This window comes from Catellatospora sp. KI3 (assembly GCF_029948125.1).
Taxonomy (GTDB): Bacteria; Actinomycetota; Actinomycetes; order Mycobacteriales; family Micromonosporaceae; genus Catellatospora.
This window is the reverse complement of the sequence record NZ_JASAMB010000015.1, coordinates 176,558-202,781: the sequence shown is the minus strand read 5'-3', so window position 1 is coordinate 202,781 and position 26,224 is coordinate 176,558. Positions and strand designations below refer to the sequence as shown.

The 26,224-nt window shown below is 72.3% G+C and carries 25 protein-coding genes; 8 read left to right on the top strand and 17 right to left on the bottom strand.

Features of this window, described 5'->3' with window-relative positions; genetic code table 11:
- Positions 1-79 precede the first annotated feature (79 nt).
- The 3 genes from QEZ54_RS23545 to QEZ54_RS23535 are packed head-to-tail and all read right to left on the bottom strand — an operon-like array spanning position 80 to position 3,408.
- On the bottom strand, positions 80-949 hold the full coding sequence (locus tag QEZ54_RS23545; protein ID WP_281306875.1) for a hypothetical protein: 870 nt from the start codon (positions 947-949) through the stop codon (positions 80-82).
- 33 nt (positions 950-982) lie between these two features.
- Positions 983-2,173, bottom strand: coding sequence for a macrolide family glycosyltransferase (locus QEZ54_RS23540; RefSeq protein WP_281306874.1), 1,191 nt, complete (start codon positions 2,171-2,173; stop codon positions 983-985).
- Between the two features lie 11 nt (positions 2,174-2,184).
- Positions 2,185-3,408 carry a cytochrome P450 gene (locus tag QEZ54_RS23535; protein WP_281306873.1) on the bottom strand — a complete coding sequence of 408 codons (1,224 nt, stop codon included), beginning with the start codon at positions 3,406-3,408 and terminating at the stop codon, positions 2,185-2,187.
- Positions 3,409-3,594: 186 nt separating this feature from the next.
- Here QEZ54_RS23535 and QEZ54_RS23530 point away from each other — a divergent pair, with 186 nt between their 5' ends.
- The 4 genes from QEZ54_RS23530 (at position 3,595) to QEZ54_RS23515 (ending at position 6,698) form a co-directional block, all read left to right on the top strand.
- Complete coding sequence (locus QEZ54_RS23530) at positions 3,595-4,977, top strand: pyridoxal-dependent decarboxylase (protein WP_281306872.1); 1,383 nt, start codon at positions 3,595-3,597, stop codon at positions 4,975-4,977.
- Positions 4,978-4,986: 9 nt separating this feature from the next.
- The gene (gene ppgK / locus QEZ54_RS23525; RefSeq protein WP_281306871.1) at positions 4,987-5,721 is read left to right on the top strand and encodes a polyphosphate--glucose phosphotransferase; all 735 of its coding nucleotides are present in this window, start codon (positions 4,987-4,989) and stop codon (positions 5,719-5,721) included.
- Positions 5,722-6,118: 397 nt separating this feature from the next.
- On the top strand, positions 6,119-6,241 hold the full coding sequence (locus QEZ54_RS23520) for a hypothetical protein (protein ID WP_281306870.1): 123 nt from the start codon (positions 6,119-6,121) through the stop codon (positions 6,239-6,241).
- Positions 6,242-6,335: 94 nt separating this feature from the next.
- Entirely contained in the window at positions 6,336-6,698 is a 363-nt protein-coding gene (locus QEZ54_RS23515; RefSeq protein ID WP_281306869.1) for a hypothetical protein, read from the top strand.
- A gap of 96 nt (positions 6,699-6,794) precedes the next feature.
- On the opposite strand, the gene QEZ54_RS23510 is transcribed toward QEZ54_RS23515, so the two are convergent.
- Both QEZ54_RS23510 and QEZ54_RS23505 read right to left on the bottom strand, forming a co-directional pair.
- Complete coding sequence (locus QEZ54_RS23510; protein ID WP_281306868.1) at positions 6,795-8,021, bottom strand: cytochrome P450; 1,227 nt, start codon at positions 8,019-8,021, stop codon at positions 6,795-6,797.
- A 1-nt stretch (position 8,022) separates the two neighbouring features.
- Positions 8,023-9,288: a GDSL-type esterase/lipase family protein gene (locus tag QEZ54_RS23505; RefSeq protein WP_281306867.1), complete on the bottom strand. Its 1,266-nt coding sequence runs from the start codon at positions 9,286-9,288 to the stop codon at positions 8,023-8,025.
- A gap of 359 nt (positions 9,289-9,647) precedes the next feature.
- Here QEZ54_RS23505 and QEZ54_RS23500 point away from each other — a divergent pair, with 359 nt between their 5' ends.
- The 4 genes from QEZ54_RS23500 to QEZ54_RS23485 all read left to right on the top strand — a co-directional run bounded on the left by QEZ54_RS23500 (position 9,648) and on the right by QEZ54_RS23485 (position 15,136).
- Complete coding sequence (locus QEZ54_RS23500; protein WP_281306866.1) at positions 9,648-11,213, top strand: AMP-binding protein; 1,566 nt, start codon at positions 9,648-9,650, stop codon at positions 11,211-11,213.
- Positions 11,213-13,072, top strand: coding sequence for a hypothetical protein (locus QEZ54_RS23495; protein WP_281306865.1), 1,860 nt, complete (start codon positions 11,213-11,215; stop codon positions 13,070-13,072). Before QEZ54_RS23500 ends, QEZ54_RS23495 begins: the two co-directional genes overlap by 1 nt.
- On the top strand, positions 13,062-13,763 hold the full coding sequence (locus tag QEZ54_RS23490; protein WP_281306864.1) for an SGNH/GDSL hydrolase family protein: 702 nt from the start codon (positions 13,062-13,064) through the stop codon (positions 13,761-13,763). Before QEZ54_RS23495 ends, QEZ54_RS23490 begins: the two co-directional genes overlap by 11 nt.
- Before the next feature lie 326 nt (positions 13,764-14,089).
- Entirely contained in the window at positions 14,090-15,136 is a 1,047-nt protein-coding gene (locus QEZ54_RS23485; RefSeq protein ID WP_281306863.1) for a S1 family peptidase, read from the top strand.
- A gap of 66 nt (positions 15,137-15,202) precedes the next feature.
- Here the strand turns inward: QEZ54_RS23485 and QEZ54_RS23480 are convergent, their stop codons facing one another.
- From QEZ54_RS23480 to QEZ54_RS23425, 12 genes are all read right to left on the bottom strand, one after another.
- On the bottom strand, positions 15,203-15,535 hold the full coding sequence (locus QEZ54_RS23480; RefSeq protein WP_281306862.1) for a helix-turn-helix transcriptional regulator: 333 nt from the start codon (positions 15,533-15,535) through the stop codon (positions 15,203-15,205).
- Positions 15,532-15,903, bottom strand: coding sequence for a type II toxin-antitoxin system RelE/ParE family toxin (locus QEZ54_RS23475; protein WP_281306861.1), 372 nt, complete (start codon positions 15,901-15,903; stop codon positions 15,532-15,534). Before QEZ54_RS23475 ends, QEZ54_RS23480 begins: the two co-directional genes overlap by 4 nt.
- A gap of 40 nt (positions 15,904-15,943) precedes the next feature.
- Positions 15,944-16,921: a transketolase C-terminal domain-containing protein gene (locus QEZ54_RS23470; RefSeq protein WP_281306860.1), complete on the bottom strand. Its 978-nt coding sequence runs from the start codon at positions 16,919-16,921 to the stop codon at positions 15,944-15,946.
- Entirely contained in the window at positions 16,921-17,898 is a 978-nt protein-coding gene (locus tag QEZ54_RS23465) for a thiamine pyrophosphate-dependent dehydrogenase E1 component subunit alpha (RefSeq protein WP_281306859.1), read from the bottom strand. Before QEZ54_RS23465 ends, QEZ54_RS23470 begins: the two co-directional genes overlap by 1 nt.
- Positions 17,895-18,905 carry a methyltransferase gene (locus QEZ54_RS23460; RefSeq protein WP_281306858.1) on the bottom strand — a complete coding sequence of 337 codons (1,011 nt, stop codon included), beginning with the start codon at positions 18,903-18,905 and terminating at the stop codon, positions 17,895-17,897. The genes QEZ54_RS23465 and QEZ54_RS23460 overlap by 4 nt, the downstream gene beginning before the upstream one ends.
- 82 nt (positions 18,906-18,987) lie before the next feature.
- On the bottom strand, positions 18,988-19,890 hold the full coding sequence (locus QEZ54_RS23455) for a phytanoyl-CoA dioxygenase family protein (protein ID WP_281306857.1): 903 nt from the start codon (positions 19,888-19,890) through the stop codon (positions 18,988-18,990).
- Positions 19,891-19,935: 45 nt separating this feature from the next.
- Positions 19,936-21,045, bottom strand: a complete 1,110-nt coding sequence (gene hppD / locus QEZ54_RS23450; RefSeq protein WP_281306856.1) for a 4-hydroxyphenylpyruvate dioxygenase — start codon at positions 21,043-21,045, stop codon at positions 19,936-19,938.
- A gap of 329 nt (positions 21,046-21,374) precedes the next feature.
- Positions 21,375-22,640: a beta-ketoacyl-[acyl-carrier-protein] synthase family protein gene (locus tag QEZ54_RS23445; RefSeq protein WP_281306855.1), complete on the bottom strand. Its 1,266-nt coding sequence runs from the start codon at positions 22,638-22,640 to the stop codon at positions 21,375-21,377.
- Positions 22,640-24,253 carry a class I adenylate-forming enzyme family protein gene (locus tag QEZ54_RS23440; RefSeq protein WP_281306854.1) on the bottom strand — a complete coding sequence of 538 codons (1,614 nt, stop codon included), beginning with the start codon at positions 24,251-24,253 and terminating at the stop codon, positions 22,640-22,642. The genes QEZ54_RS23445 and QEZ54_RS23440 overlap by 1 nt, the downstream gene beginning before the upstream one ends.
- Positions 24,250-24,864: a hypothetical protein gene (locus QEZ54_RS23435; protein WP_281306853.1), complete on the bottom strand. Its 615-nt coding sequence runs from the start codon at positions 24,862-24,864 to the stop codon at positions 24,250-24,252. Before QEZ54_RS23435 ends, QEZ54_RS23440 begins: the two co-directional genes overlap by 4 nt.
- The gene (locus QEZ54_RS23430) at positions 24,861-26,012 is read right to left on the bottom strand and encodes a beta-ketoacyl synthase N-terminal-like domain-containing protein (protein ID WP_281306852.1); all 1,152 of its coding nucleotides are present in this window, start codon (positions 26,010-26,012) and stop codon (positions 24,861-24,863) included. Before QEZ54_RS23430 ends, QEZ54_RS23435 begins: the two co-directional genes overlap by 4 nt.
- Positions 26,005-26,208, bottom strand: a complete 204-nt coding sequence (locus QEZ54_RS23425) for a hypothetical protein (protein WP_281306883.1) — start codon at positions 26,206-26,208, stop codon at positions 26,005-26,007. Before QEZ54_RS23425 ends, QEZ54_RS23430 begins: the two co-directional genes overlap by 8 nt.
- Positions 26,209-26,224: the final 16 nt, after the last annotated feature.

Genomic DNA, 26,224 nt, shown 5'->3' with positions numbered 1-26,224 from the left:
CTACAAAAATCCGACGAGATAGGCCAACGTTGATGAAAGGCGGGGCGGGGCCGGGTGTCCGGGCGGGCGGGGTGGTGTGTCAGGCGACGCGGGTCAGCAGGATCTGGGCTGAGCCGCTGGTGGCGGAGTTGTAGTGGCGGACGGTCAGGTAGAACTCGCGCTCGGCCGAGCCGTCGCTGTTGATGCGCTGGACGTACCAGGTGCGCTCGACGCCCCACCACTTGAACTCCTGCGCCGGGGTGATCCCCACGGCGTAGACGGCGGTGGCCGGGTTGGCGTTGTTCCAGTGCCAGGTCTTCGTCGTGTACGGCGACATCGTCCCGCTCGCCCACGAGTTCCCCAGCGGGATCGCGGCCAGCCGGACGTCGACCTGGCAGCTGATCGCGCCGGTGTTCTCGATGGTGACGGCGTGGCGGCGGCTGCCTTCGGCGGTGGCGATCTGGATCAGCGACACCTCGAACTGGCACGGGTTGGCCGAGGTCGCCCCGCGCGGGGTGAACGCCGGGACCACCGCGGTGGTGGTGCCGGGGTCGTCGTAGTAGTACCAGGTCCCGCCGCTGTCGCCGGCCGCGACGGTGGTGGTGCCGAGGGTGGTGGTCGTGTTGACCCAGCCCAGCGTGATGTCGGTGTAGCAGGTGATGGTGCCGACGTTCTTGATCGTGAAGTAGAACTCCAGCTCGCTGACGCCGGAGTTGAGGCGCTGGACGTACCACTCGCGCACGGTCTCGAACTCGCAGGTGGCGGCGGCGGTGGCGCCCTGCGGGGACAGGCCCACCTGGTACACGGAGGTGGCGCCGGCGTTGTTCCAGTGCCAGGTCTGGCTGGAGCCGGGCGCGAGGGTGGCGCTGGACCAGGTGCTCTGGCCGACCCCGGCGTGGGCGGGGCTGGGTACGAGAAGGACGGAGCCGAGCAGGCACAGGCCCACCAGGCCGCGAATAAATCGACGCATGCAGAATAACTTAAATGTTAACTGTCCTTACAGTCAATGGGCCCTGACCGGCAGCTCCGCCTCGATCAGGTCGGCCGCCAGCGGCGCGCCGCCGCAGGCGCGCACCTCATGGCTGAGCTGGCGCAGCCTGCGGCGCATCGCCTCGTCCCCGGCGACGGCGTCGAGGGCGTCGCGCAGGTAGGCCGGGGTCAACCGGTCCGGAATCAGCGGCCGCGCCGCGCCCAGCTCCGCCAGCCGCGCGGCGTTCACCTGCTGCTCCGGGGTCTGCGGCACGGTCAGCATCGGCACGCCCGCGCGCAGCGCCTCCAGGCAGCCGCCCATGCCCGCGTGCGTGACGAACACCCGCGCGTGCCGCAGCACCGCCAACTGCGGCACGCTCGCGGCGACGTGCACGTTGTCCGGCACCGGGCCGATCTCGGCCGGGTCGGTGCGCTCCCCGAGCGACAGCACCACCTGCCAGTCCGTGCCCGCGAACGCCTCGGCGCAGGTGCGGTAGAACCCGGGCAGCCGGTTGTAGACGGTGCCCAGCGAGACCAGCGCCACCGGGCGGTCCGGCTCGGGCGGCAGCCACGGCTGCTGGAACGGCCGCACGCCCACGCACGGGCCGACGAAGCGGTAGCGCTCGTCGAACGTCAGGTGCCGGAACTGCATGAATCGGGGGTAGAGCATCAGGTGCCGCCGGGGGTTGAACGCGCGCACCTCGTCCGGGGCGCAGCCGTGCGCGGCGGCCAGCTCGTCCACCCGCCGCAGGTGCTCCTCCATCCCGGCCAGGGCGGCCGCCTCCATGCCCAGGTGCCTGTTGATGGACCAGTGCGCGTTGGCGGCCAGGTACGTCCACAGCTGCACCGCCGGGATGCGGTGCTTGACCGCCAGCATCCGCGCCGCGAACGTCTGCGTGTGGTACACGATCAGGTCCGGGCGGTCGGCCGCGCAGACCGCCTCGAGCTGCGGGAACGTGGTGCCCGCCTCGCGCAGGAAGCCGCTGCGGATGGTGCCGAAGTAGTCCTCTGGCGCCGGTGGCGCCAGCGCGGGATCGGCCTCGTCGGGCAGGCTCGACTCGTACGGCACCGCGGTGGCGCCCATCGCGGTGACCGCCTCCGCCCGCGCCCGCCCGGTGGCGTAGCTGACCCGGTGGCCGCGCCGGACCAGCTCCGCCACGATCGCCAGCGTCGGGAACACGTCGCCGATGGTGGGGGCGTTGAAGAACGCGATGTGCCAGCTCATCTCCTGCCGCCTCAGCCGAGCGTGACGGGCAGGGTGTCGTAGCCGAGCAGCATCAGCGCGCGCCGGTCGCCGGGCGGGGCGGCCAGGGCCAGTCCGGGCAGCCGCCGCAGCAGGTGCGGGAAGACGAGCTGCCCCTCGATGCGGCTCAGGGCGGCGCCCAGGCAGAAGTGCGCCCCCGCGCCGAAGCTGGCCGGCTGGCTGTCGACCCGGGTCGGGTCGAAGACGTCCGGGTCGGGGTAGCGGACCGGGTCGCGGTTGGCGGCGCCGAGCAGCACCAGCATCATCGCGTCCGCGGGGATCCGTACCCCCTCGATCTCGGCCTCGCGGGCGGCCCAGCGCACCACGAAGTGCACCGGCGGCTCGAAGCGCAGGATCTCCTCGACGTACCCGGCGGCCAGGCCGGGGTCGTCGCGCAGCTGGGCGAGCAGCTCCGGCCGCTGCTGCAGCAGCACCAGGCCGTTGCCGAACAGGTGGGTGGTGGTGACGAACCCGGCGTTGAACACCGTGATCAGGTTGGCCAGCAGCTCGGTCTCGTTCAGCAGCTCGGCGCCCTCCGCCGCGACCATGGCGCTGACCAGGTCGTCCTGCGGTTCGACGCGGCGCTTGGCGACGAGGTCCGCGAAGTACGCCATCAACTCGCCCGCGGCGGTGTCGGCCAGCCGCAGGTTCTCCTCGGTGCGCCCGCCCAGCTCCAGGATGGCGCCGAAGTCCAGCACCCGCTGCCGGAACCACGAACGGTCCTCCTCCGGCACCCCGAGCAACTCGCCGACGACGTTGCTGGGCAGCGGGAACGCGAACTCCGCCATGAAGTCGACCGGCGCGCCCCCCGCGCCGCGGGCCAGCATCCGGTCGATCAGGTCGTCGGTCATCCGGGTGATCGCCGGGCCGAGGCCGTGCAGGCGGCGCGCGGTGAAGGCGTGGCCGAACTGGCGGCGGATCCGGGTGTGGTCGGGCGCGTTGGTGAAGAACATCGAGGCCCGCAGGGTGGTCAGCGACGGGTGCTCGCGCCACTGCGGCATGCTGCGGTCCAGGTGGCGCGCGTCCACGGTGAGGAAGTCCGGTGAGCGCAGCACCTGCTGGACCGCGTCGTAGCCGTGCACCACCACGTCGTAGCGCTCGTCCGCCCCGCCGACGAGCGCCAGGCCGCCGAGGGTGTGCAGGTGTGCGTAGAAGGGATAGGGGTTTGCCCGCCCCTGCGCCGAGCGCAGTGGCTGCAACGAGATGCCGCCGGTCATGATGTAGGACAGTTTTTAGATGTATCGCTGAGGTAACAAGCGACCATCGGACCGTCTACAGTGGCGGAAAGTGCGATGTCAGCCCAGCTTCGGGCCGGGGTAGGCCGACACGCCCGGGTCGCCGAGGAGCCACCGATCCGCAAGTGGCGCTCGGGCGGACCGCCGCGACCCGGCAAGATGGCAGGCATGACCGCCCGCCCGGAGCAGTACCAGGCCGCGCTCGCCCGCGCCGCCGCGCACGCGCACGACTGGCTCGCCGCGGTGCCCGACCGCCCCATCCCGCCCCGCGCCGACGCCGACGAGCTGCGGACCCGGCTCGGCGGGCCGCTGCCCGCAGGGCCCACCGACCCGGCCGAGGTCGTCGACCTGCTGGCCCGCGAGATCGAGCCGGGCCTGATGACGATGCCGTCCGGCCGGTTCTACGGCTGGGTCATCGGCGGCACGCTGCCCGCCGCGCTCGGCGCCGACTGGCTGGTCAGCACCTGGGACCAGAACAGCGGCATGCGGTACGCCACCCCCGGCACCGCCGCCGCCGAGGAGGCGGCCGGCGCCTGGCTGCTCGACCTGCTCGGCCTGCCCGCCGGGTCCGACGTCGGCTTCGTCACCGGCGGCACCATGGCCAACTTCACCGGCCTGGCCGCCGGGCGCCAGCAGGTGCTCACCGACGCGGGCTGGGACCTCGACCGCGACGGCCTCACCGGCGCGCCCCGCATCCGCGTGCTCGTCGGCGCCGAACGCCACGCCACCGTCGACCTGGCCCTGCGCTACCTGGGCCTGGGCGCCCCGACCCCGGTCGCGGCCGACGAGCAGGGACGGCTGCGCCTGGACGCCCTCGAACGCGAACTGGCCGCCGGATCCGGGCCGACCATCGTCTGCCTCCAGGCGGGCAACGTCCACTCCGGCGCGTACGACCCCATCGGCGCCGCCTGCGAGCTGGCCCGCCGCCACGGCGCCTGGGTGCACGTCGACGGCGCGTTCGGCCTGTGGGCGGCCGCCGCCCCGGCCACCCGCCACCTGCTCGACGGGCACCACCTGGCCGACTCCTGGGCCACCGACGCGCACAAGACCCTCAACGTGCCGTACGACTGCGGCATCGCCGTGGTGGCCCGGCCCGCCGCGCTGCGCGCCGCCTTCGGCACCCGCGCCAGCTACCTGGTGCACGCGGGCACCGACAGCCCCGGCGACCCGCACGAACGCGCCCCCGAGCTGTCCCGCCGGGCCCGGGGCGTGCCGGTATGGGCCGCGCTGCGCTCCCTCGGCCGCGACGGCGTGGCCGAGCTGGTCGACCGGCTCACCCGGCACGCCCGCGCCCTGGCCGCCGGACTCGGCGCGATCGAGGGCGCGCGGATCTGCAACGACGTCGTCTTCACCCAGGTCTGCGTCGACTTCGGCAGCGACGAGCGCACCCGCCGGGTGACCGGGCGGCTGCTCGCCGACGGCACCGCCTGGATGTCCGGTTCGCACTGGCAGGGCCGCGACGTGCTGCGCGTGTCCGTCAGCAACTGGTCCACCGACGAGGCGGACGTGGCCGCCTCGATCGAGGCGGTACGGCGCGCGGCGGCCGCATAGACTGGCCGCATGGCGATCCTCGGCATCGACATCGGCGGCTCCGGCATCAAGGGCGCCCCGGTCGACCTCGAACAGGGTGTCTTCGCCGAGGAACGGGTGCGGTTGGAGACACCGCAGCCGTCCGACGTGACCGCGGTGGTGGCGACCGTCGCCGAGGTCGCCGGGCGGTTCCCCGGCGTGGAGCGGGTCGGGGTCACCTTCCCCGGCGTGGTCCAGGGCGGCGTGACGCGCACGGCGGCCAACGTCGACCACTCCTGGATCGGCGCGCCCGCGCGGGACCTGTTCACCGAGGCGCTCGGGGTGCCCGTGGTGGTGCTCAACGACGCCGACGCGGCCGGGATCGCCGAGATGACGTACGGCGCGGGCAAGGGGCGCAAGGGCGTCACCATCATGCTGACCTTCGGCACCGGCATCGGCAGCGCCGTGTTCATCGACGACCGGCTGGTGCCCAACACCGAGCTGGGCCACATCCAGCTGCACGGCGAGGACGCGGAGCGGCGCGCCTCGGCACACGCCCGCGAGGTCGAGGACCTGGGCTGGAAGGACTGGGCCAAGCGGGTGCAGGACTACCTGCGCGAGCTGGAGCGCCTGCTCAACCCCGATCTGATGATCATCGGCGGCGGGGTGAGCAAGAAGGCGGAGAAGTTCCTGCCGCACATCGACGTACGCACCCCGCTGGTGCCCGCCGCCCTCCTCAACGACGCCGGCATCGTCGGCGCCGCCCTCGCCGCCACCCAGGCCTGACCCCCAGCTCACCCGCCCCCGCCGCACCGGCGACCACGGCCCGCCCCGCCTTTCATAGACGCTGGCCTATCTGGTGGACGAAATCCGTAAGATCGTGCTCTAGATAGGCCACTGTCGATGCTGGTGGGGATGGCGTGGCTCCGCTCGTCCGCCTCCGGCCGTCCGGAAACGGCGATCTTCTGGGGGTGATCGCCGTCTCCGGTCTGGAACTGCGGCTGAACCGGGTCTTTCGACCGGGAGCGGCGATCACCGCAGAGAGATCGCGGTCTGGGGTCGGGATGCGGCGGCGGTGAGCGGGTCGCGTTGCGGGATGCGGCGGTGGTCGGCGGTTCGCGTTGGGGTTTCGGGGCCGGCAGCCGGGAATGGTGGGGGAGGATGGGATCGGAGAGGAGCGCGCATGCGGATCGGAAACGTCGACGTCAGGCCGTTGGGCGGCGCATGGGGCTGCCTCGCCATGATCCTGATCTCGCTGCTGCTGTCGGTCCTCTGCACGCTCGGTCTCAACCTGATCGTCCGGTGAGTCCGTCCCTGTTCCCCAGGCGCGGCCGCCATCGGCGGCGGACAATGTGCGCAGGCGCCCGCCTCGCCCGGGGCGGGCTGGAAGGGGAGCGGTTATGTCCATCGGCGACCGGATGACCCTGCGCAACCTGTACCTGTACCTCGTCTGCCTGATCACCCTCATCATCTCGATCTTCGCCGCGGTGAGCCTGGTCCGCGGCACGGTCGAGCTGCTCTACCCCGACCCCGGCTACGGCTACTACGGCGTGCCCGACAGCAAGATGAGCGCCGAGGAGCAGCGCAAGCTGGAGCAGCAGGCCAAGGACTCCCAGCATCGCAACTCGGTGCTGGGCCTGGTCAGCTCCGGCACCATGCTCCTGATCGCGGTGCCGGTCTACATCTACCACTGGCGCCGCATCCAGAGTGAACTCCCGGCCCGCCCCGCCGTGACCACCGGCGAACCCCCGACCACCCCCTGAACCCCGAGGTCAGGCTGCAATTTCGGGGAAAGTGCGGGAATCTTGAACCGCATCCGTGCACTTTCCCCGAAACTGCACGTACGCGCGTCGGGGCGGTCAGGCGAGGTGGAGCCAGAGGTGGTCGTGGCCGCGGAGCATCAGTTGGCGGGGGGTGCCGGGGGGTGCGGCGAGGCTGATGTGGGGGAAGCGGTCCAGCAGCATGGTGAGGCCGCGCTGGCCCTCCAGCCGGGCCAGGGCCGCGCCCAGGCAGTAGTGGGCGCCGCCGCCGAAGCTGAGCGTCGAGGCTTCGGTGCGGGCCGGGTCGAATACGTCCGGGTCGGCGTAGTGCGCGGGGTCGCGGTTGGCGGCGGCCAGCAGCACCAGCACCCAGCTGCCCTTCGGGATCTCCACGCCCGCGACCTCGGTGTCGGCGGCGGTGTAGCGCACCGAGAAGTGGGTGGGGACCTCGTAGCGCAGGATCTCCTCGACGTACTGCGGGGCGAGGGCGGGGTCGGCGCGCAGGCGGGCGAGGTGGTCGGGGCGGTCGAGCAGCAGGGTCAGGCCGTTGCCGAGCAGGTGGGTGGTGGTGACGAAGCCCGCGTTGAACACCACGATCAGGTTGGCCAGCAGCTCGTGCTCGCTGAGCTGGTCGCCGTCGGACTCCAGCGCCTGCACCAGCGCGGTGATCATGTCGTCGCGCGGGTCGGCGCGCCGCGCCGCCGCCAGCTCCGCGAAGTACGCGGTGATCTCCTCGGCGGCGGTGTCGGCGGCGGCGACGTTGGCCGCGGTGCTGCCGCCGAGTTCCAGGACCGCCCCCAGCGCCATGGCCCGCGGGCGGTACCAGGCGCGGCGCTCCTCGGGCACCCCCAGCAGCTCGCCGAGCACATTGGCGGGCAGCGGGAAGGCGAACTCGGCCATGAAGTCGAGCTTGCCGCCGTCGGCGGCCTGGGCGGCCAGGCGGTCGAGCAGGTCCGCGGTGAGCCGGTCGATCGCCGGCTCCAGCGCGTTGATCCGGCGCGGCGTGAACGCCTGGTTGAACATCTTGCGCATCCGGGTGTGCCGGGGCGCGTTGGTGAAGAAGACCGAGTTCATGAACACCGCCTGCGCGCGCTCGGTCTCCCAGTCGGCCGGCGAGGGCAGCAGCGTCTCGTCCATCACCTTGAAGGTCGCCGAGTCCCGTAGGACGTGCGCCGCCGCGTCGTAGCCGTGGACCACGTACGAGTACCGGTCGCCGGGGGCGACCCGGCACACTGGGCCGTGCCGGTGCAGGTCGGCGTAGAACGGGTACGGATCGCGCCGCATCTCGTCGGTGTGCAGCGATGCCAGTGAGACCTCGGCGGCCATGTCAGCGAAGGTCCTCGTCCTCGTCGAGCAGCAGCAGGTCGAGCGGGATGGCCGCGGCCATCGCCTCGTTGCCCTTGTCGTTGGGGTGGATGTGGTCGCCGCTGTCCCACTCCGGCCGCAGCTTGGACGGGTCGGCCGGGTTGCGCAGCACCGCGTCGAAGTCGATGACCCCGTCGAAGTCGGTGGTGGTGCGGATGTACGAGTTCACGGTGAGCCGCACCGAGTCCAGCGTCGGGGTGTACGCCACCACGCCGGGCGCCGACTCGAACGCGTTCCACGGGCTCAGCGTGCACACCACGATCTTCAGGTCGGACTGGTGCGCGAGGCGGGCCATCGCCTGCAGCCGCGCGATGATGTTGTCGGCGTTGTCCTGGCTCAGCCACACGTCGTTGATGCCCAGGGCCAGGATGACGGTGCGCACCCCGGTCTGCCCGAGCACGTCGAAGTGGAACCGGGCCGAGCCGTTCATGCCCAGCTCGTTGAAGCCCGCGTCGATGCCGTTGAGGGTGAGCCGGTTGCCCGCCAGGCCCGCGTTCAGGATGCCGGGGGCCTTGCCGCCCGGGGCCTCCTGGTTCAGCCGCCAGCCGAGGTAGTCGGTCCAGCGGTGGTCGGCGTTGACGGTCGACTTGAAACCGTCGGTGATGGAGTCGCCGAGCACCACGATCGAGCCCTGGCCGCTGCGGTTGAGCACGTCCAGGCCGGTCACGTAGTACCAGTTGTTGCGGGTCTCGGGCAGTTTCGCGCCGCTGGCGTCGTTGGCGTGGTCGCCCTGGCCGATGAAGGACGTCTCCCGGGCGTACACGTGCCAGGTGGCCGGACCGGACGCGACCGGGACGTAGAGGCTCACCGCGACGTCCTGCGACGCCGGGACTTCCATGTGCACCGGGTCGCTGACGGCGCTGCCGCCGGCCGGGATGGTGATCGAGCGCTGCCCGCTGAACGTGGCGTCGACCGCCGAGCCGGGCTTGATGTCGCCGGGGCCCGCCTCCGGCCAGGGCAGCGCGAGGGTCGCGTGCCCGATGGTCAGCGGCTGGGTGCCGAACCGGTTGGACAGCCGGATGCGCGCGGCCGTGCCCCCGACGGAGGTGTGCACGAACATGCGGATCGTCTGGTCCGCGAACCCGTCCTTGGACTTGCCCGACCCGGCTGCGGTCAGCGCGGCCGACCAGGAGCCGGTCCAGCGCTCCGGTTCGGGCGCCACCGCCTGGCTGTTGGCGGTCGCGACCAGCAGGGTCGAGCCCACCGCCACGATCGTGACCAGGGCCATCAGGAGTTGGCGTTGCCGGGGGCTGTTCATGGGTGGGCAGGCCTCTCGGTCACTGGGGGACAGTGCGAACGGCGGGCCGGTGCGGTGCGGGGGTCCACGCCCGTCGATCACCGGTGCGACGCCAGATCGGCAGTGTAGGCCGCTGCGGGCGCCGAGGGAACGGGCCGGTCGGCCTGCGGATCCATACCGGACGTTTGCGTTGGCAAATGTCCCGATTGCAGATTAGATAGATACGAGTTGCCAGTGGCCGATCCACCAAGGTCCCGGTATCGTCCCCGCGTAGGTCGCGCCCCCACCACGGGAAGTGGCCTTTCACCAGCGAATCAGCTGGAATTCGGACCAAACAGGGGTGACGTCTCGTGGGCGAGCAGACCTTTGACCCAGCAACCAACTACGCCCGCCGGGCATTGACGCTGTTCGCGAAGTACGGCGACGCCGAAGCGCTGGTGGCCGAAGGCGGACGCAGATACACCTATGCCGAGGTGCACGCCGAGGTGGTCGCGATGGCCGCCGCGCTGTGGCGGCACGGTGTCCGGCCCGGCGCGGCCATCGGCGTGCTCGCCCGCAACCCGGCCGAGTCGGTCTTCCTCCAGCTCGCCGCGCACCTGCTCGGCTGCCGCACCGCGTGGATCGCCAACAACGCCCCCGACCGGTTCCGGCGCGGCTTCCTCGACCTGGCCGAGGTCGACTTCTTCGTGTACGACGCCGTCATCCTGCGCGACATGGGCGCCGAACTGGCCGCGCTGGCCCAGGACCGGCCGGTGCTGTGCTTCGGCCCCGGCGGCGCCGGACCCGACCTCACTGTCGACAAGGCGACCGAGCTGCCGTTCGACCCCGCCGACGTCACCCCCGAGCCCAGCTCGCTGTTCCAGACCGGCGGCACCACCGGCTCGCCGAAGCTGGTGCACCACCGGCACGGCTTCTTCGCCGCGCTGCACCTGCTGTCGGAGTTCTACCTGGCCAGCGGCGCGCCGCCGCTGCGGCACCTGCTCGTCGCCGGGACCTGGCACGTCAGCGCGCAGACCGCGCTGTTCATGACGCTGTTCTCCGGCGGCACCGCGTTCCTGCACGACGGGCTGGACTACCCGCTGTTCTACGAGACGGTCGCGCGCGAGCGCATCAACAGCACCCTGCTCGCCCCGCCGCTGCTCTACGTCCTGCTCGACGACCCGAAGTCCGCCGAGGTCGACTTCAGCAGCCTGCTGACGCTGACCGTCTCCGGCGCCGCGGCCTCCCCGGCCCGGCTCACCCAGGCGATCGCCCGCTTCGGCCCGGTCATCCGCATCGTGTACGGCATGAGCGAGTCGCCGTTCATCACCGCCATGCCCAACCTCGACCACGACCCCGGCCACCCGGAGCGGCTGGCCTCCTGCGGCGTGCCCTACGGCGACGTCAAGGTGGAGGTCCGCGACGAGGGCGGCCGGGTGCTGCCCCCCGGCGAGGTCGGCGAGGTGTGGGTGTCCGGGTCGCTGCTGATGGCCGGCTACTGGGGCATGCCGGAGCTGACCGAGCAGACCCTGGTCGGCGGCTGGCTGCGCACCGGCGACGTCGGCCGCCTCGACGAGCACGGGTACCTGTACCTGCTGGACCGGGTCAAGGACATGATCGTGACCGGCTTGAGCAGCACCAACGTCTTCTGCCGCCCGGTCGAGGACGCGCTGGCGGGCCACCCGCAGGTGCGCGCCGCCGCGGTCATCGGCGTCCCGCACGAGCTGGAGGGCGAATCCGTCTTCGCGTACGTGGTGCCCGCCGAGGGGGCCACCGTCACCGGCGACGAACTGCGCGCCCACGCCGCCGCCGAGCTCAACGCGATGTGGGCGCCGCAGCAGGTCGAGTTCATCGACGCGTTCCCGCTCACCGAGTCGGGCAAGGTCGACAAGAAGGCGCTGCGCGAGCGGTACCTCGCCGGCGTTCAGGAGGCATGATGTCCATTCCCGACACACTGGTCGAGCCCGAGGCCGAGGAGGAGGGCCGGCACACCGGGGTGCTCGCGGTGCTGGCCGCCGACGCGGTCTCCACCCTCGCCACCCGGTTGTCGTTCCTGGCCGTGGCGTGGCTGGTGCTCGCCGCGCAGGAGCCGAACCGCGACGCCCTGATCCGGGTCGGCGTCGTCGGCGCCGCGCAGCTGCTGGCGTACCTGGTGGCGAGCCCGCTCGGCACCCGGCTGGCCGACCGCAGCCGCGACACCGGCACCGCCACCGTCCTGTTCGACCTGCTGTCGGCGGCAGGGCTGGCCGGGCTGGCCTTCTTCGCGCTGCCCAGCGCCCCGGTGGCGGCGGTCGCCGGGCTGGCCGCGGGCGTGGGCGCGCTGCGCGCCCTCAGCGACCGCACCAAGGACGCGCTGCACCGCGAGTCGGGCCCCGGTCCGGTCCGGACGCCGCGGTCCGACCTGGTCACCGCCGTCCAGTGGGTGCTGCTGGTCTGCCTCGGCGTCGCCGCGGGCGGCCTGAGCGTATGGCTCGGCCCGGCCGGGGTGCTCTGGTGCGCCGCGCTGGTGTGCGCGGTCGCCGCCGCGCTGACGCTGCACGCCGCGTCGGTGCGCACCGCGGCCGCCACCGAGCCGGTGTCCGAGGCGATGGTCGGCGAGGTGCTGCCCGCCGAGCCGGGCACCCGGGCGGCCGCCTCGTCGCGCGACGTGGTCACCGAACCGGTCGAGGTGCACGACGTCGACGGCGGCGACGACCCGGTCGAGCCGACCGTGCCCGCCCAGCGGCAGCCGGAGCAGTCCACCGCCCAGGCGGCGGCGCAGCCCGCCGGGGCGGCGAAGGGCGGCGGGTACGCCCAGGCGCCGCCGATCAAGCACACGTCGCGTCGCGACCTGCGCCGGGGCGCGCTGGCCGAGCTGCGCTCGGACGGCCTGGTCCGCCGCCTGGCCGCGGTGCTGTTCTTTACCAACCTGCTGGTGCAGGCCGGTGCGGTGATCCTGGTGCTGGTCTGGGTCGGCGAGGCCCTGCGCGAGCCGGAGCTGCTCGGCCTGGTCGGCGGGGCGTTCCTGCTCGGCGCGGTCACCGGCGCGGTGGTGCTGTCCGGCCTGGCCCGCGAGCCGCTGCGCTACCTGCTGGTGGCGCTGGGCTTCCTCGCCGGTGGCGGCACCCTGGCCGTGCTCGACGGCCTGCGGCCGGTGCTGCTGCTGGTCGTGGTGGTGGCGTTCCTGAGCGGGGCGACGATGTCGTCGGTGACGCCCGCGCTGGGCACGCTGCTGTCGCAGCGGGTGCCCGCGCCGGTGCGCAGCCGCATCGGCGGCTACGCCGCGGCCCTGGCCTACCTGGGCATCCCCGTGGGCACCGTGGCTGGTGCCTGGGTCACCGGCCGGTACGAGCTGCGCACCGCGCTCGCCGTGGCGGTGGGGGCGTACCTGGTGGCGCTGCTGCTGCCGGTGTTCGCGTACCGCACCTGGCGGCAGCTCGACGCCGGGGCCCCGGCGATGCTCACCGGGGCGGCGCGCCTGCCCGCGCGGCTCGCGGTGACCCTCGCGTACGCCAACGGCCAGTGGCTGGTCGAGGTGCGCAAGGGCCGCAACCTGCTCGGCGCCCGGCACCTGGTGAAGAGCTCCGAGGCGCTGAGCATGCTGACCCTGCTCGACGTGCCCGGGGTGCGCCGCAGCGTCGAGGAGGCCCTGGCCGCGGACCAGACCGAGGCGGTACGCCAGGCCGAGCGGATGCGCACCGAACTGGCCGAGCTGGAGGCGAAGCTGGCCGGGCTGTCGGAGATGGCCGAGCTGAGCGAGGTGCGGCTGCCCGCCCAGCCCGACGGGCGCGACAAGGCGAACAGCCATGGCGGCTGACGACCCGCTCGCCGGGTACGGGTCGCTCGCCGAGGCGACCGACCCGTACTGCCTGGCGGCGGGGGAGGCGGCGCGGCTGCTGGCCGGGCATCCGTGGAAGCGGTTCGCGGTCATCGGCGACAGCGTCGCCTCCGGCGTCGGCGACCCGGTGCCCGGCTACGTCGAGCTGGCCTGGTGCGACCGGATCCGGTTCGAGCTGGCCGCGCAGCAGCCCGACCTGGTCTACCTCAACCTCGGCGTGCGGGAGCTGCGCGCCGCCGAGGTGCGCGCCACGCAGCTGGACGAGGCGCTGCGGTTCGGGCCCGACCTGGCGCTGGTGGTGGCCGGGGGCAACGACGCGCTGCGGCGGTCGTACCGGCCCGACGAGACCGACGCCGAGCTGGCCGCCATGGTGACGGCGCTGCAGGAGGCGGGCGCCGACGTGATCACGGTCGGCATCTTCGACGCCTCCTACGCGCCGTCGTTCCCGGTGGCGGTTAAGCCGCAGGTGAGCGAGCGGATGATGACCCTGTCCCGGCGTACGGCGGCGCTGGCGGCGCGGCTGGGCACGCTGCACGTGGACTGCACCGGGCATCCGGCCGAACGCGACCCCGGCAGCTACAGCGCCGACGGCATCCACGGCAACCTGCGCAGCCACGGCATCTGCGCCGCCCTCACGGTCCGCCGCCTCGGCACCCACCTGGGCCGCTGACCGCACCGCCCACGCGCCCACTCGCGGCCCGAGGTTCCTGCACTTTCGGGGAAAGTGCCGGAATCTTGGGCCTCTTTCGTGCACTTTCCCCGAAACTGCACGAACCCCCGGCCGCGTCGCGCGTCGCGCGCGATGCGCGCCCCGCGACGCGAGACGGGCACCTCCGGTTCCCCTCGGCGCAACGTTGGCACACTCATCTATACACGCAAATATTGAAGAAGGTTTCCTTCCTCTGGCAGCATGTTGCACGACCGTTCCCTGCCTAACCGGGCAAAGACGGTCGAACCTCCGGCATGCCTCACGTGCCACAACCCCGAGGAGGATCAGTGCACTCGACCCCGAACCCGCTGCGCCGCCGCGCCATCGTGGGCGCCGCCGCCCTCGCGCTGACCGGCAGCGTCCTGGCAGGCGCCCCCGCGCACGCCGCCCCCGCCCCGCTGTCGCCCAGCGCCGCCACCACGCTCGCCGCCGACCTGGCCTCGCCGGGCGCGTACGTCGGCGAGGACGGCCGCATGGTCGTCACCGTCACCGACGCGGCCGCCGCCGACCAGGTCCGCGCCGCCGGTGGCGTGGCCAAGCTGGTCAAGCACACCGCCGCCCAGCTCGACGCCGCCCGCGCCGACCTGGACAAGCTGGCCCGCATCCCGGGCACCACCTGGGCGGTCGACCCGGTGGCCAACCAGGTCGTGGTCACCGCCGACAGCACGGTGACCGGTCTGAAGCTGGCGCGCCTCAACGCGGTCACGGCCAAGTTCGGCGACGCGGTCCGGGTCGAGCGGGAGGCGGGCACGCTCGGCCGCTTCCTGGTCGGCGGCGACGCCATCTACGGCGGCGGCTACCGGTGCTCGCTCGGCTTCAACGTCCGCGCCGGGAACACGTACTACTTCCTGACCGCCGGTCACTGCACCAACTCGGCCGCCAGCTGGTACACCAACTCCTCGCGCACCACCCTCATCGGCGCCCGCGTCGGCACCAGCTTCCCTGGCAACGACTACGGCATCGTCCGCTACGACAACGCCGCCATCGCCCACCCCGGCACGGTGAACCTGTACAACGGCACCACGCAGGACATCACCAGCGCGGGCAACGCCGTGGTCAACCAGACCGTGTACCGCAGCGGCAGCACCACCGGCCTGCGCAGCGGCCGGGTCACCGCGACCAACGCGACGGTCAACTACGCCGAGGGCACTGTCACCGGCCTGATCCGGACCACGGTCTGCGCCGAGGGCGGCGACAGCGGCGGCTCGCTGTTCGCGGGCACGGTCGCGCTCGGCCTCACCTCCGGCGGCAGCGGCAACTGCTCCACCGGCGGCACCACCTACTTCCAGCCGGTCACCGAGCCCCTCGCCGTCTACGGCGTCAGCGTCTACTGACGACCGGTTCAGCAATGAAACAGGCCGCCGAGCGTCAACGCTCGGCGGCCTGCCGCATCTTTGGAATCAGGCGATGTTGAGCTGGATATTGCCGATCCGGGCGACGATGTCCAGGTGACCGCCGAGGCCCGTTACGTAGGCACGCAGGGTTTCGAGGCTGGTGGCGGTGCCGCCCTCGATCTGGCTGATCCGGGCCTGTGACAGGCCGGCGGTCTCGGCTAGCTGACTCTGCGTCATACCGAGCTGCTTGCGAATCTCGGCGAGTTGGGCGCCGCTGATGGAAGCCAGCATGTCCTCGCGCATGCGTGCCCGGCGGGCCGTGCGTTCTTCGCTGTCCCAGGAAGGGTCGGCAGCCCGAGCCTTCGCCTTGACATCTCGCCAGTTCGACGGGGTGGTCATGGCCGTTCCTCCTCCTTCAGCATCATCAGGTGTTCTTCGAAGCGCTCGTCCGCGAGCGGAACAGAGGTCTGATACCACTTCTTCCACTGGCCCGACTTGTCGCCTGCCACCAGGAAGATAGCTTCCCGTGAGGGATCGAAGGCGAAAAGCAGGCGGACCTCGGACGTGCCTGATGACCCGGGCCGCAGCTCCTTCATGTGGTGATATCGACTTGTCTGAATCCGGTCCACGAGAGGTCGCCCGAGCGCTGGGCCATGCTCGGTGAGCAGGTCGATGGCCTCCGCGACCAGATCCGAGCTGGCTGGATCGGATCTGCACAGTTCCAAGAACCCGGACTCGACCTCTGGGTGAAGGTTGATTTCCCACACCCGGCCATTATAAGCAGACCTTATATTGACCGCGACCTAGTCAGCGTGGGGAGGACTTGTATACCTCCTGGATGGCGGTCAGGAGCTGGTCGGCGTGGGGTTGAACGGCGAGGTCGAGTTCGCGGGCGAAGGGGAGGACGGCGCCGTCGGGGCGGGTGACGCGCTTCGGGGGGACCGTCAGGCGCATCTCCTCCGACGCGGTCGCCAGGATCTCGCCCGCGATGCCGCACATGCGGTTGGAGTCGTCGATCACGACCAGGCGCCCGGTCTTGTCCACCGACGCCGCCAGGCCCGCCCAGTCGAACGGGTACAGCGTGCGCGGGTCGAAGACCTCGACCGAGATCTGGTCGGCGAGCTGCTCGGCGACGGCCAGGGCGTCCTGCACCAGGTGCCCGACCGCGACCACGGTGACGTCGGTGCCCTCGCGGTGCACCCGGCCGACCCCGAGCGGCACCGCGTCCAGGGCGGCGATGTCGACGTCGGCGCGTACGCCCAGGGCCTGGGCCGGGGCGAAGAGCACCACCGGGTCGTCGTCGCGGATGGCGCTCAGGAACAGCCCGTACGCGTCCTCGGGCGTCGCCGGGACCACGGTCTTGACCCCGACGTGCGCGAAGAGGCCGTACGGGTGGTCGGAGTGCTGCCCGGCCCAGCCGCTGCGCGAGCCGGACCCGGGCACGAAGTACGTCACCGGCACCTTCGCCTGCCCGCCGGTCATCAGCGAGAACTTGTGCGCCTGGTTGGCGATCTGCTCGAACACCAGGAACAGCAGCGACGGGATCTGGAACTCGATGACGGGCCGCTTGCCCGCCAGCGCCGCCCCGGTGGCGAAGCTGGTGAACGCCTGCTCCGACAGCGGCGTGTCGACGACCCTGGTCGGGCCGTACCGGTCCAGCAGGCCGGTGGTGACGTTGTTGACGGCGACGCCGATGTCCTCGCCGAGCACGCAGACGGCCTCGTCGCGGGCCATCTCGTCGGCCAGCGCCCGGCCGAGGGCCTTGAGGTAGGAGAGCTTCGCCATCACCGCACCGCCGAGTCGATTAGTCCGTTGCCGTCGCGGGTCCGCAGGCCGGTCGCGTAGAGGTGGTCCAGGGCCCCGGCCGGGTCGGGGGCGGGGCTGTCCAGGGCGAACGCGACCGCCTCGGCCAGCAGCGCCTCGATCTCGGCGTCGATGCCGTCGCGTACGCCGGCGGGCAGGCCGAGCACGTCGAGCGGGTCGCGGGAGCGTCCGGCGGCCACCTCGTCGTCGCTGCGGTACCGCACGCGGGCCTTGTGCTCCCAGGTGTGGTGGGCGTCGAAGCGGTAGGCGGTGCACTCGATGAAGCTGGGCCCGCCACCGGCGCGACCGCGCTCGACGGCCTCCTGGGCGGCGGCGCGCACCGCGCGGGCGTCGGTGCCGTCGACGCTGACCGACGGGATGCCGAACGCCTCGGCCCGCGCGGTGATCGAGCCGGCGACGGCCTGCGCGACGGTGAGGGTGGTGGCGTAGCCGTTGTTCTCGCAGACGAACAGCACCGGCAGTTTCCACAGCGCGGCCAGGTTGAACGTCTCCAGCAGCACGCCCTGGTTGACCGCGCCGTCGCCGAAGAAGCTGACGGTGACCACGTCGCTGCCGTCGTTGCGCCGCGCCCAGGCGGCACCGGTGGCGATGGCACCGCCCGCGCCGACGATGCCGTTGGCGCCGTAGATGCCCTTGCCGAAGTCGGCGGCGTGCATGGAGCCGCCCCGGCCGCGGTTGAGGCCGGTGGCGCGGCCGGTGAGCTCGGCCAGCATGCGGACCGGGTCGCTGCCCTTGGCCAGGACGTGGCCGTGGCCGCGGTGGGTGCTGGTGATGATGTCGTCGTCGCGCAGCGCCGCGCACACCCCGGCCGCGATCGCCTCCTGCCCGATGTACGGGTGGATGCCGCCGACGATGTGCCCCGAGTTGACCAGCTCGATGCAGCGCTCCTCGAACCGGCGGATCAGCCGCATCGCGCGGTACATGGACTCGTCTGTCATGCGGGGCGTGCCTCCAATGCTCCAGAGGTAGGGGAGCCGTCGGCCCGCCGTACCGCGACGATCTCGAATCCGGCCTTGACCAGCAGCTCGCGGTACTCGGCCTCGGTGCGGTCGTGGCCCTCCTGGGTGACCAGCATGAGCAGGTCGACCAGCCCGGCCCCGGGGCGGTTGGCGGTCTCCTGCTCTGGCAGCAGCTCCTCCAGCACCACGACCCGCCCGTGCGGCGGCACCGCCGCCCGCACCCGGGCCAGGACCCGCAGGGCGTTCTCGTCGTTCCAGTTGTGCAGCACCCGGGCCAGCAGGTAGGCGTCGGCCCCGGCCGGTACGCCGTCGAAGAAGCTGCCCTCGGCGAACTCCACCCGCTCGGCCAGGCCCGCCTCGGCGAGCCGGGACCGGGCGGCGAGGATGGCCTCGGGCAGCTCCAGCAGGGTCGCGCGCAGGCCGGGCTGGGCCGCCAGCAGCCGGGCCAGCAGGTTGCCGTTGCCGCCGCCGACGTCGACGACGGTCCCGGCCCAGCTCAGGTCGCAGGCATCCAGGGAGGCGGGCGGCTGCTCGTCGGCCATGGACTGGTGGAACACCGCCGCGGCCGCTGCGTCCCCGCTCAGGTAGTCGTAGAAGGAGAGTCCGTAGACGGCCTCGAAGGCGGGGCGGCCGGTGTGCATGGTGTGCATGATCTCGGCGAACGAGCGGAACACCTGGTCGCCCTGCATGAGCGCGTTGAGCCGGACCGAGCCGGGCACGTCGGCGCGCAGCAGCTCGGTGGTGGGGGTGAGGCCGTACACGCCGGGGGCGGGCTGGGTGAACAGCCCCATCATGGTCAGCGCGCGCAGCAGGCGGCCGAGGGCGCGAGGGTCGGCGCCGCACTGGTGCGCCAGCGCCTCCACGGGCACCGGTCCGGCGGCCATCAGGTCGGGCACCCCGAGCTTGACCAGGGCGTAGACGCCCTGGGCCACCCAGGAGCCGGAGAGGATGCCCAGCAGTTTGCGACGGGCCAGTGCTTCGTTCACGTTCGCTCCGGTGCTGAAGACCGCGGACCACCACCGGGCGGTGCCAGTGGTGATCCGCGGTCGAAGAGGGTGAGGGGTGCGGTCACCGCCGCCAGAGAACCGGGCAGTAGTCCGGGTCGGCGTAGTCGGGGCGTCCATCGGCGGTCTTGCGGACCAGCTCGTCGTGGTTGTAGCCGACGACCGTGCCGTCGCTGAGCGTGAACGGGCGGTACTCGTTCTCGCCGTCCTGCAGGTGCAGCGAGACGGCGCGTCGCGGGCGGTCGCTGTGGTTGCCCGCGCTGCCGTGGTAGGTCCGGCAGTGGTGGAAGCTCATGTGCCCCTTGGGGATGATCATGGGGATCTTCCGGACCGTGGTGCCGTTGTGCTCCGCGTTGCGGGCCAGCAGCACCTCCAGGTCCTCCTTGTCGCGCTCGGCGAAGTGCTTGGCGGTGGAGTCGTTGTTGCCGATCTCCTCCCACCGGTGGCTGCCGTCCACCATGGTGATCGTGCCCATCTCCTCGTCACAGTGGTGGAAGGGGATGAACGCGGTCAGCATCCGCTCCGAGGTCGACGACGCCCAGTAGTGGCGGTCGAAGTGCCACGGCACGATGTTGGTCGGCTCCTCCGGGCGCGGCGGCTTGAGGATCAGCGTCGACTGGAAGATCCGGATCTCGTCGGCCTGCGCCAGCCGGGCCGCGACCGCGCCGATCAGCGGCTTGCGCAGCAGCTTGGCCAGGCCGTCGTGCTCGTAGTGCACGTAGTCGTTGTGCCGCTGCACGGCACCGTGCGAGGGCTCCCAGTACGCCAGGCGGCGCGGCCGCAGCGGCAGCGACCGGCTGCGCTCGCCGGCGTAGAAGCGCTCGCTCGCCTCGACCAGCTCGTCGACCTCGGCGTCGGTGAACAGCTTCTTCGACAGGTACCAGCCGTGCTCGGCGTAGAACGCGACGTCCTCATCGGAGGGCAGCAGCTCGCGCTCCTCGTCCGTCAGCGTGAACTGTTCACCCATGGTGTGCTCCTCGGCGGTGAAGGGTGGATGCGGGGATGTGCCGGCTCATGCGGTGGCCAGTCCGGCGGTCTCGCGGGCGGCAGCCTGGTCGGCGGACGCGCCCAGCTCGCGCTCCTTCGCCTCGTACAGCGCCTTGATGTTGCTGCTGCCGAAGGTCAGGGCACCGTGTCGCTCGATCAGTTCGAGGAACAGCGTGCGGCGTACGTGCATGGACTGCGTGAAGATCTGGTACAGCTGGCCGTAGTGGTCGGTGTCGACCAGCACCCCGAGTTCGCGCAGCTGCGCGATGGGCAGGTCGACGCTGTTCAGCCGCTGCTCCAGGGCGTCGAAGTAGGCCCCGGGCGTGCTGAGGAAGCCGACGCCGCGCTCGCTGAAGGTGCGCACCGCGGTGACGATGTCGTCGGTGCGGAACGCCACGTGCTGCACCCCGGCCCCGGCGTGCCAGGACAGGAAGTCGTCGATCTGGCCCGGCCGGCGCGACAGGTCCGGTTCGATCAGCGTGAAGGTGACCTGGCGGGACGGGCTCTGCACCACCTTGGAGTCCATGCCCTGCCCGCCGACCTCGATGTACTCCTCGAAGATCTCCGCGAAGCCGAAGACGTCCTGGTAGAAGCGCGAGGTGGCGGACAGGTCCCCGGCCGGGACGCAGACCGCCAGGTGGTCGATGACCCGCAGCAGGTCGCCGTCGAAGGACTGCTCCGGCAGCGTCATCTCGATCGCGCCCGGCATGAACTCCCACCGGGCCCCGTGCCGCTCCACCAGCCGGTGGGTGACGTCGCCGAAGCCGGAGACGCTGGCCGTGACGACCCGCGTGGCGGCGTCGGCGTACTCGGCCGGCGCGGTCAGGGCGGCGGCGCCGCGGCCGACGACCTCGGCGTACAGGGCGGCGGCGTCGTCGGTCTCGAAGGCGACGATCGCCACGCCGTCGCCGTGGCGGCCCACGTACTGGGTGGCGGGGTGGTCGGGCACCAGGCCCGAGGTCAGCACGATGCGGATGTCGCCGTGCTGCAGCAGCAGCGAGCGCTGGTCGACCAGGCCTGTCTGGGGGCCACCCTGCCCGCAGATCCGGAAGCCGAACGCCGTGCACAGAAAGTAAGCAGTCTGGCGGGCGTCACCGACGTAGAACTCCAGGTGGTCGATGCCGAGAATGTTCATCTGTTACCTACCCCTTGGCGTGCGATGTCCGGGTTCGCGTTCCTTACGGACTCGCTCCTCGCGCCGGGTGGCATTGGGCTCGGAACGGGTCCTTCCGGGCATGGCTTCGCTCGGCGGATCGCATGCGCGATGCACCGAATGAAGGCCCCATGCTCGATTGGCCGTCGTGCCCCTGTGACGTCCGATTCGGCAGGTGGACCGGTCCCCGCACCGGTTCCGAAACCTGTCGTCTGTCACGCTAGCCGCCCGGCTTACGTGTCTCAATACCTAGCCACGCAAATATTTAATTGCGACAGTTATCCGATTCTGTCGACCGTTCCGGGGAGTCGCTAATCACCGAAACGGCTGAGTCGTGTGGTGGGTCGACCCAGGACAAGGCTCACATTATGTCCGCCGAATCCGAATGAATTGGACAGAGCAAAAGTGATCGGATTATGCCGGGCCTTGCCCCGAATGTGGTCGAGATCGCACGCTGGATCGGGGTCCTCCAGATTCACTGTCGGAGGTAGGACACCCCGCCCGACCGCCATGATCGTGGCTGCCGCCTCGATCACGCCGGACGCCCCGAGCATGTGCCCGGTGACAGCCTTGTTCGAGCTCACCGGCGGCATCGCCCCGGCGAACACCGCGTTGATCCCCAGCGACTCGGCGATGTCGCCGAGCTTGGTGCTGGTGGCGTGCGCGTTCAGGTAGCCGATGTCGGCCGGGGTCAGCCCCGCGTCGGCCAGCGCCCGGCGCATGCACACCGCCTGGCCCTCGCCGTCCGGGCGGGGCGTGGTCGGGTGGTGGGCGTCGGTGGTGCCGCCCCAGCCGTGCAGCGTGGCGTACGCCGCCCGCCCGCGCGCGTCCGCGTCGGCGGCCCGCTCCAGCACGAACACGCCCGCGCCCTCGGCCAGCACCAGCCCGTTGCGGCGCTTGTCGAACGGGCGGCTGGCCGCGGTCGGGTCGTCCGCCCAGCCCTTGGCCAGGGCCCGGGTGTTGCCGAAGGTGTCGGCCAGCGTCGGGAACAGCGGCGCCTCGCCGCAGCCCACGACCGCCACGTCGGCCTCGTTGTTGCGCAGGATGCGCATGCCCTCGGCGATCGACTGGGCGCCGGCCGCGCAGGCGGTGCCGATGGAGGAGCTGTAGCCGCGCAGGTCGTACTTGATGGCGATGCGGGCGGTGGCCATGTTCGGCAGCATGCCGGGCAGCAGGTACGGGCTGACCCCGAGCCGGCCCTTCTGGGTCCGGGTCACCACCTGCGACTCCAGCGTGGCCAGGCCGCCCGTGCCGGAGACGACGGTGGCGGCCCGGTACGGGTCCACGTCGCGCCCGACGACCAGGTCCGCGTCGGCCATCGCCAGCTCGGCGGCGACCAGCGCGTGCACGATGTAGCGGTCCAGCGTGCGCGACTCCGGGCCGGGCAGCACGTCGGCGGCCGAGATGTCGGGGCCCTTGCCCATCACCTCCAGCGAGCCCTGCGCGGGGTGCCCCTCGGGCGTGCGCACCAGGCCGGACCGGCCGGTGCACAGCGCCTCGAAGATCTGCTCCAGGTCCTGCCCGACCGGTGTGACCAGGCCGATTCCGGTGACGACGATGTCAGCTCGGCGGTCCATCAGGCGGCACCCGTCAGCGCGCGCTCGCGCAGCACCAGCTTGCGCACCTTGCCGGTGGCGCCGGTCGGGATGTCGTCGTCGTGCACCGCGGTGATCCGGCGCAGCGTCGGCGCGGCGTGCTCGCCCAGCGCCGCGGTGATCTGCGCGGTCCGGTCGGCGCTCGCGTCGGCGTCGGCGCGCAGCAGCAGCAGGATGTCGGTGACGACCGTCCCCGCCTCGCGCACCGCGACCACGGTGCAGTCGAGCACGTCCGGGCAGGTCGCCAGGATCTTCTCCTCCGTGTACGACGTGTGCAGCCAGTGCCCGCTGTCCAGCACGACCGAGTCCACCGCCCGGTCCACGTGGTAGTAGTAGCCGTCCTCGTCGTAGAAGACCAGGTCGCCGGTGAGGTAGTAGCCGCGCTGGCGGGTGCGGAACGTGGTGACCGAGTCGTTCCAGATGCCAAGCATCACCGTCGGCGACTTCAGGCCCAGGTGGCCGACCACGCCCGCGGGCAGCGGCTCACCCTGCTGGTCCAGGACCGCGACGTCGGCGAAGACGTGCGGGCGGCCGATGCAGCGGCCGTACCGGTCGGTGTCCTTGCGGTGGGTGATGTGGAACGCGGAGTGGCCCATCTCGGTCGAGCCGATGCCGTCGATGAACATCGACCCCGACACCGTGGTCACGCCCTCGCGGGTCACCGTCTTGTGGCTGCCGACGTTGACCAGCGGGCGGATGTGCGCCTCGTGCGCGCAGTCGCCGGTGTTGAACCAGATCGCGACCGAGTCCATGTCGCGCTCGGACAGGTCGTGGCGGGCCATGTCGGCCCAGGTCACCGCGAACCCGAAGACGCCGGTCGGCTTGAACCGCTCGATCGCGTCCAGCACGTACTCACCGCGCTGCGAGGACAGGAACACCAGCTCGGCCCGGTTGCACAGGGCCTGGTTGATGGACAGGATGCCCGCGGTGTGCGCCGAGGGCAGCGCGCACAGCACCCGCTCGGTGCCCTGGGCGCGCGGCCCCGACAGCCGGATTCGGCGGGTGGCCTCGAACAGCGTGGTGTGCGAGTGCACGATCGCCTTGGGCAGGCCGGTGGTGCCGGAGGAGTGCGTGATCGAGATCGGGTCGTCCTTGTGGTGCCGGTACGGCTCCGGCGCCTGCGCCGGGTCGCCGCTGCCGGTGGTGGTGATGTCGCCCAGGATGCGCGAGCCGAAGTCGCGGCCCTCCAGGCGCTGCGCGTGCGGCTCGTCGACCAGCACGGCGGTGGCGCGCAGGCGGCGGATGTACTCGGTGGCGATCTCGCCGCTGAGGTTGCCGTTGAGCAGCGCCGGGATCGCCCCGATCCGGTTGCAGGCGAGGAAGGTCAGCAGCACGTCGGCGGAGGTCGTGGCGTACACGGCGATCACGTCGCGCCAGCCGATGCCGTGCTGGTGCAGCCAGGCCGCGCGGGCCGCCACCCGCTCGTCGAGCTGCCCGAGGGTCAGCGGCTGCCAGGCCGGGTGCCCGTCGACGTCGACGTCGAAGGTGAGCCCCGGACCGTTCGGATCGGCGCCGTGCGCCAGCAGCCGGGTGATGACGTTGCCCGCACCCAGGTCGGCGTCGGCGGCCAGGATCGCCCGCAGGTTCGAACTCATGAGCCAGCTCCTTCGTTCACTTCGGTACGCACCAGCACAGCCAGCGCGCGATCGCGCTCGCCGTCGTCCACGGCCTGTTCGGCCACGATGACCAGGGCCTCGTCGGCGTCGCCGTCGGCCAGCAGCAGCCGCGCGGCGGACAGCCCCTCGGCCAGGGCCAGCGCCACGGCGTCGCCCGGCCCGGCCGGGCTCAGGCACAGCACCGGCCCGCCCAGCTCCCAGCGCGCCGCCACGTATCCGGCCACGGCGTTGGGGACGGCCTGGAAGAACAGCAGCGGGCCGAGCCGCTGCCCGGTGTCGACCGCCCGGGCCACGCTGAGCGCGGTGGCGACGTCACCGGTGGTGGTCGAGATGATCACGGCGGTGCGGGGGCCGCGGGCCGGGGCGGCGGGCGGCTGCCCGTACACCCTGGTCAGGCAGCGGCGCGCGACCTCCGCGACCAGCGGGCTGAAGCTCGACACCACGAACCCGGCCAGCGCGGGCGGGTCGGTGTCGGCGTCGGACTCCGGCCACGCCCCGCGCGCCAGCTCGACCAGCCCGGACGGCCGCGGCGCCGACTGCGGGACGCGCTGGCGGGGGAGCAGGACCTCGGTGGTCTCGGGGGCGGTCACACCGCACCCACCAGCAGCGCGGTGTTGGCGCCGCCGAAGGCGGCGTTGAGGCTCAGCGCGTATGACGGCGAGCGCTCCAGCGGCCCTTCGGTGATCACGTTGAGGGGGCAGTCGGGGTCGGCGCCCAGGTAGCCCGCGTTGACCGGCAGCGCGCCGTGGCGCAGCGACAGCACCGTCGCCACCAGCTCCAGCAGCGGTGACGCCTCCAGCGCCTGCCCGTGCAGCGACTTCGTCGAGCTGACCGGCACGGTGGCCGCGTGCTCGCCCAGCGCCAGCGCCAGCGCGGCCGCCTCGGCCACGTCGCTCTGCGCCGAACCCGAGCCGTGCGCGTTCACGTAGCCGATGTCGGCCGGGGACAGCCCGGCCCGGTCCAGCGCCGCGCCGATCGCGCGGGCCAGCCCGGCGCCGTCGGGGCGCGGCTGCACCACGTGGTACCCGTCGCCCGCGCGCCCCCAGCCGACCAGCCTGGCCAGCACGGACGCGCCGCGCCGAGCGGCGGCTTCGGCGGACTCGACCACGACCGCGGCGACCCCGTCGCCGAGCAGCAGTCCCTTGCGCCCGGCGCTGAACGGCCGCACCGCGCCGTCGGCGGCCAGCGCCCGCCCGGCGTCGAACAGGGCGAACTGGTCCGGATCGACCAGGTATCCGGCGGCGGCCACGACCCGCTCGGCCATCCCGTTGGCCACCAGCGCGGCGGCGTCGGCGACGGCGCTGCTGGCGGCCACACAGGCACTGGTGTACGTCCGCGCCCCCGGCGCCAGCCCCGCCTTGTCGGCCAGCGCGGCGGTGAACGCGCCGGTGCGGTGCCCGGTCACGTCGGGGCTGCTCACCCGTGACCCGGTCGGGTCGCCGTGCACCGCCAGCAGCAGCGGGGCGGTGGCGCGGGCGGCCGGGTCGAGCCCGGCGCCCGCGCACGCCTCGTCCACGGTGTTGAGCAGCTCGTCGAAGAGGACCGGCGCGCCGGGCAGCAGCGCACCGACCCCCACCCGACGGTTGGCCACGTCGAAGCGGGTCACCGGCGCGAACGCCGGACGCCCCGCCGCCAGCCCCGCCAGCAGCGCGTCGGCACCGCGGCCGTACGCGCTGAGCACCGACAGGCCGGTGAGCACCACCGGCTGCCGGTCGCCGCGGCCGGGCAGGTCAGCCACGGGCCTGCTCCGCGAACACCTCGGTCAGCACCTCGACGGCACCGGACACCGACGTCATCCGCATCAGCGCCTCGTCCTCCAGGTCGAGGCTGACCGCGTAGCGCTGCTCCACCTGGTGCACCAGCCAGGCCAGTTCGAGGGAGTCGATGCGCTCGCGGATCTGGTCCGGCGAGCGCTCCCCGTACGTGGCGAGCATCGCGATGACCTCGTCA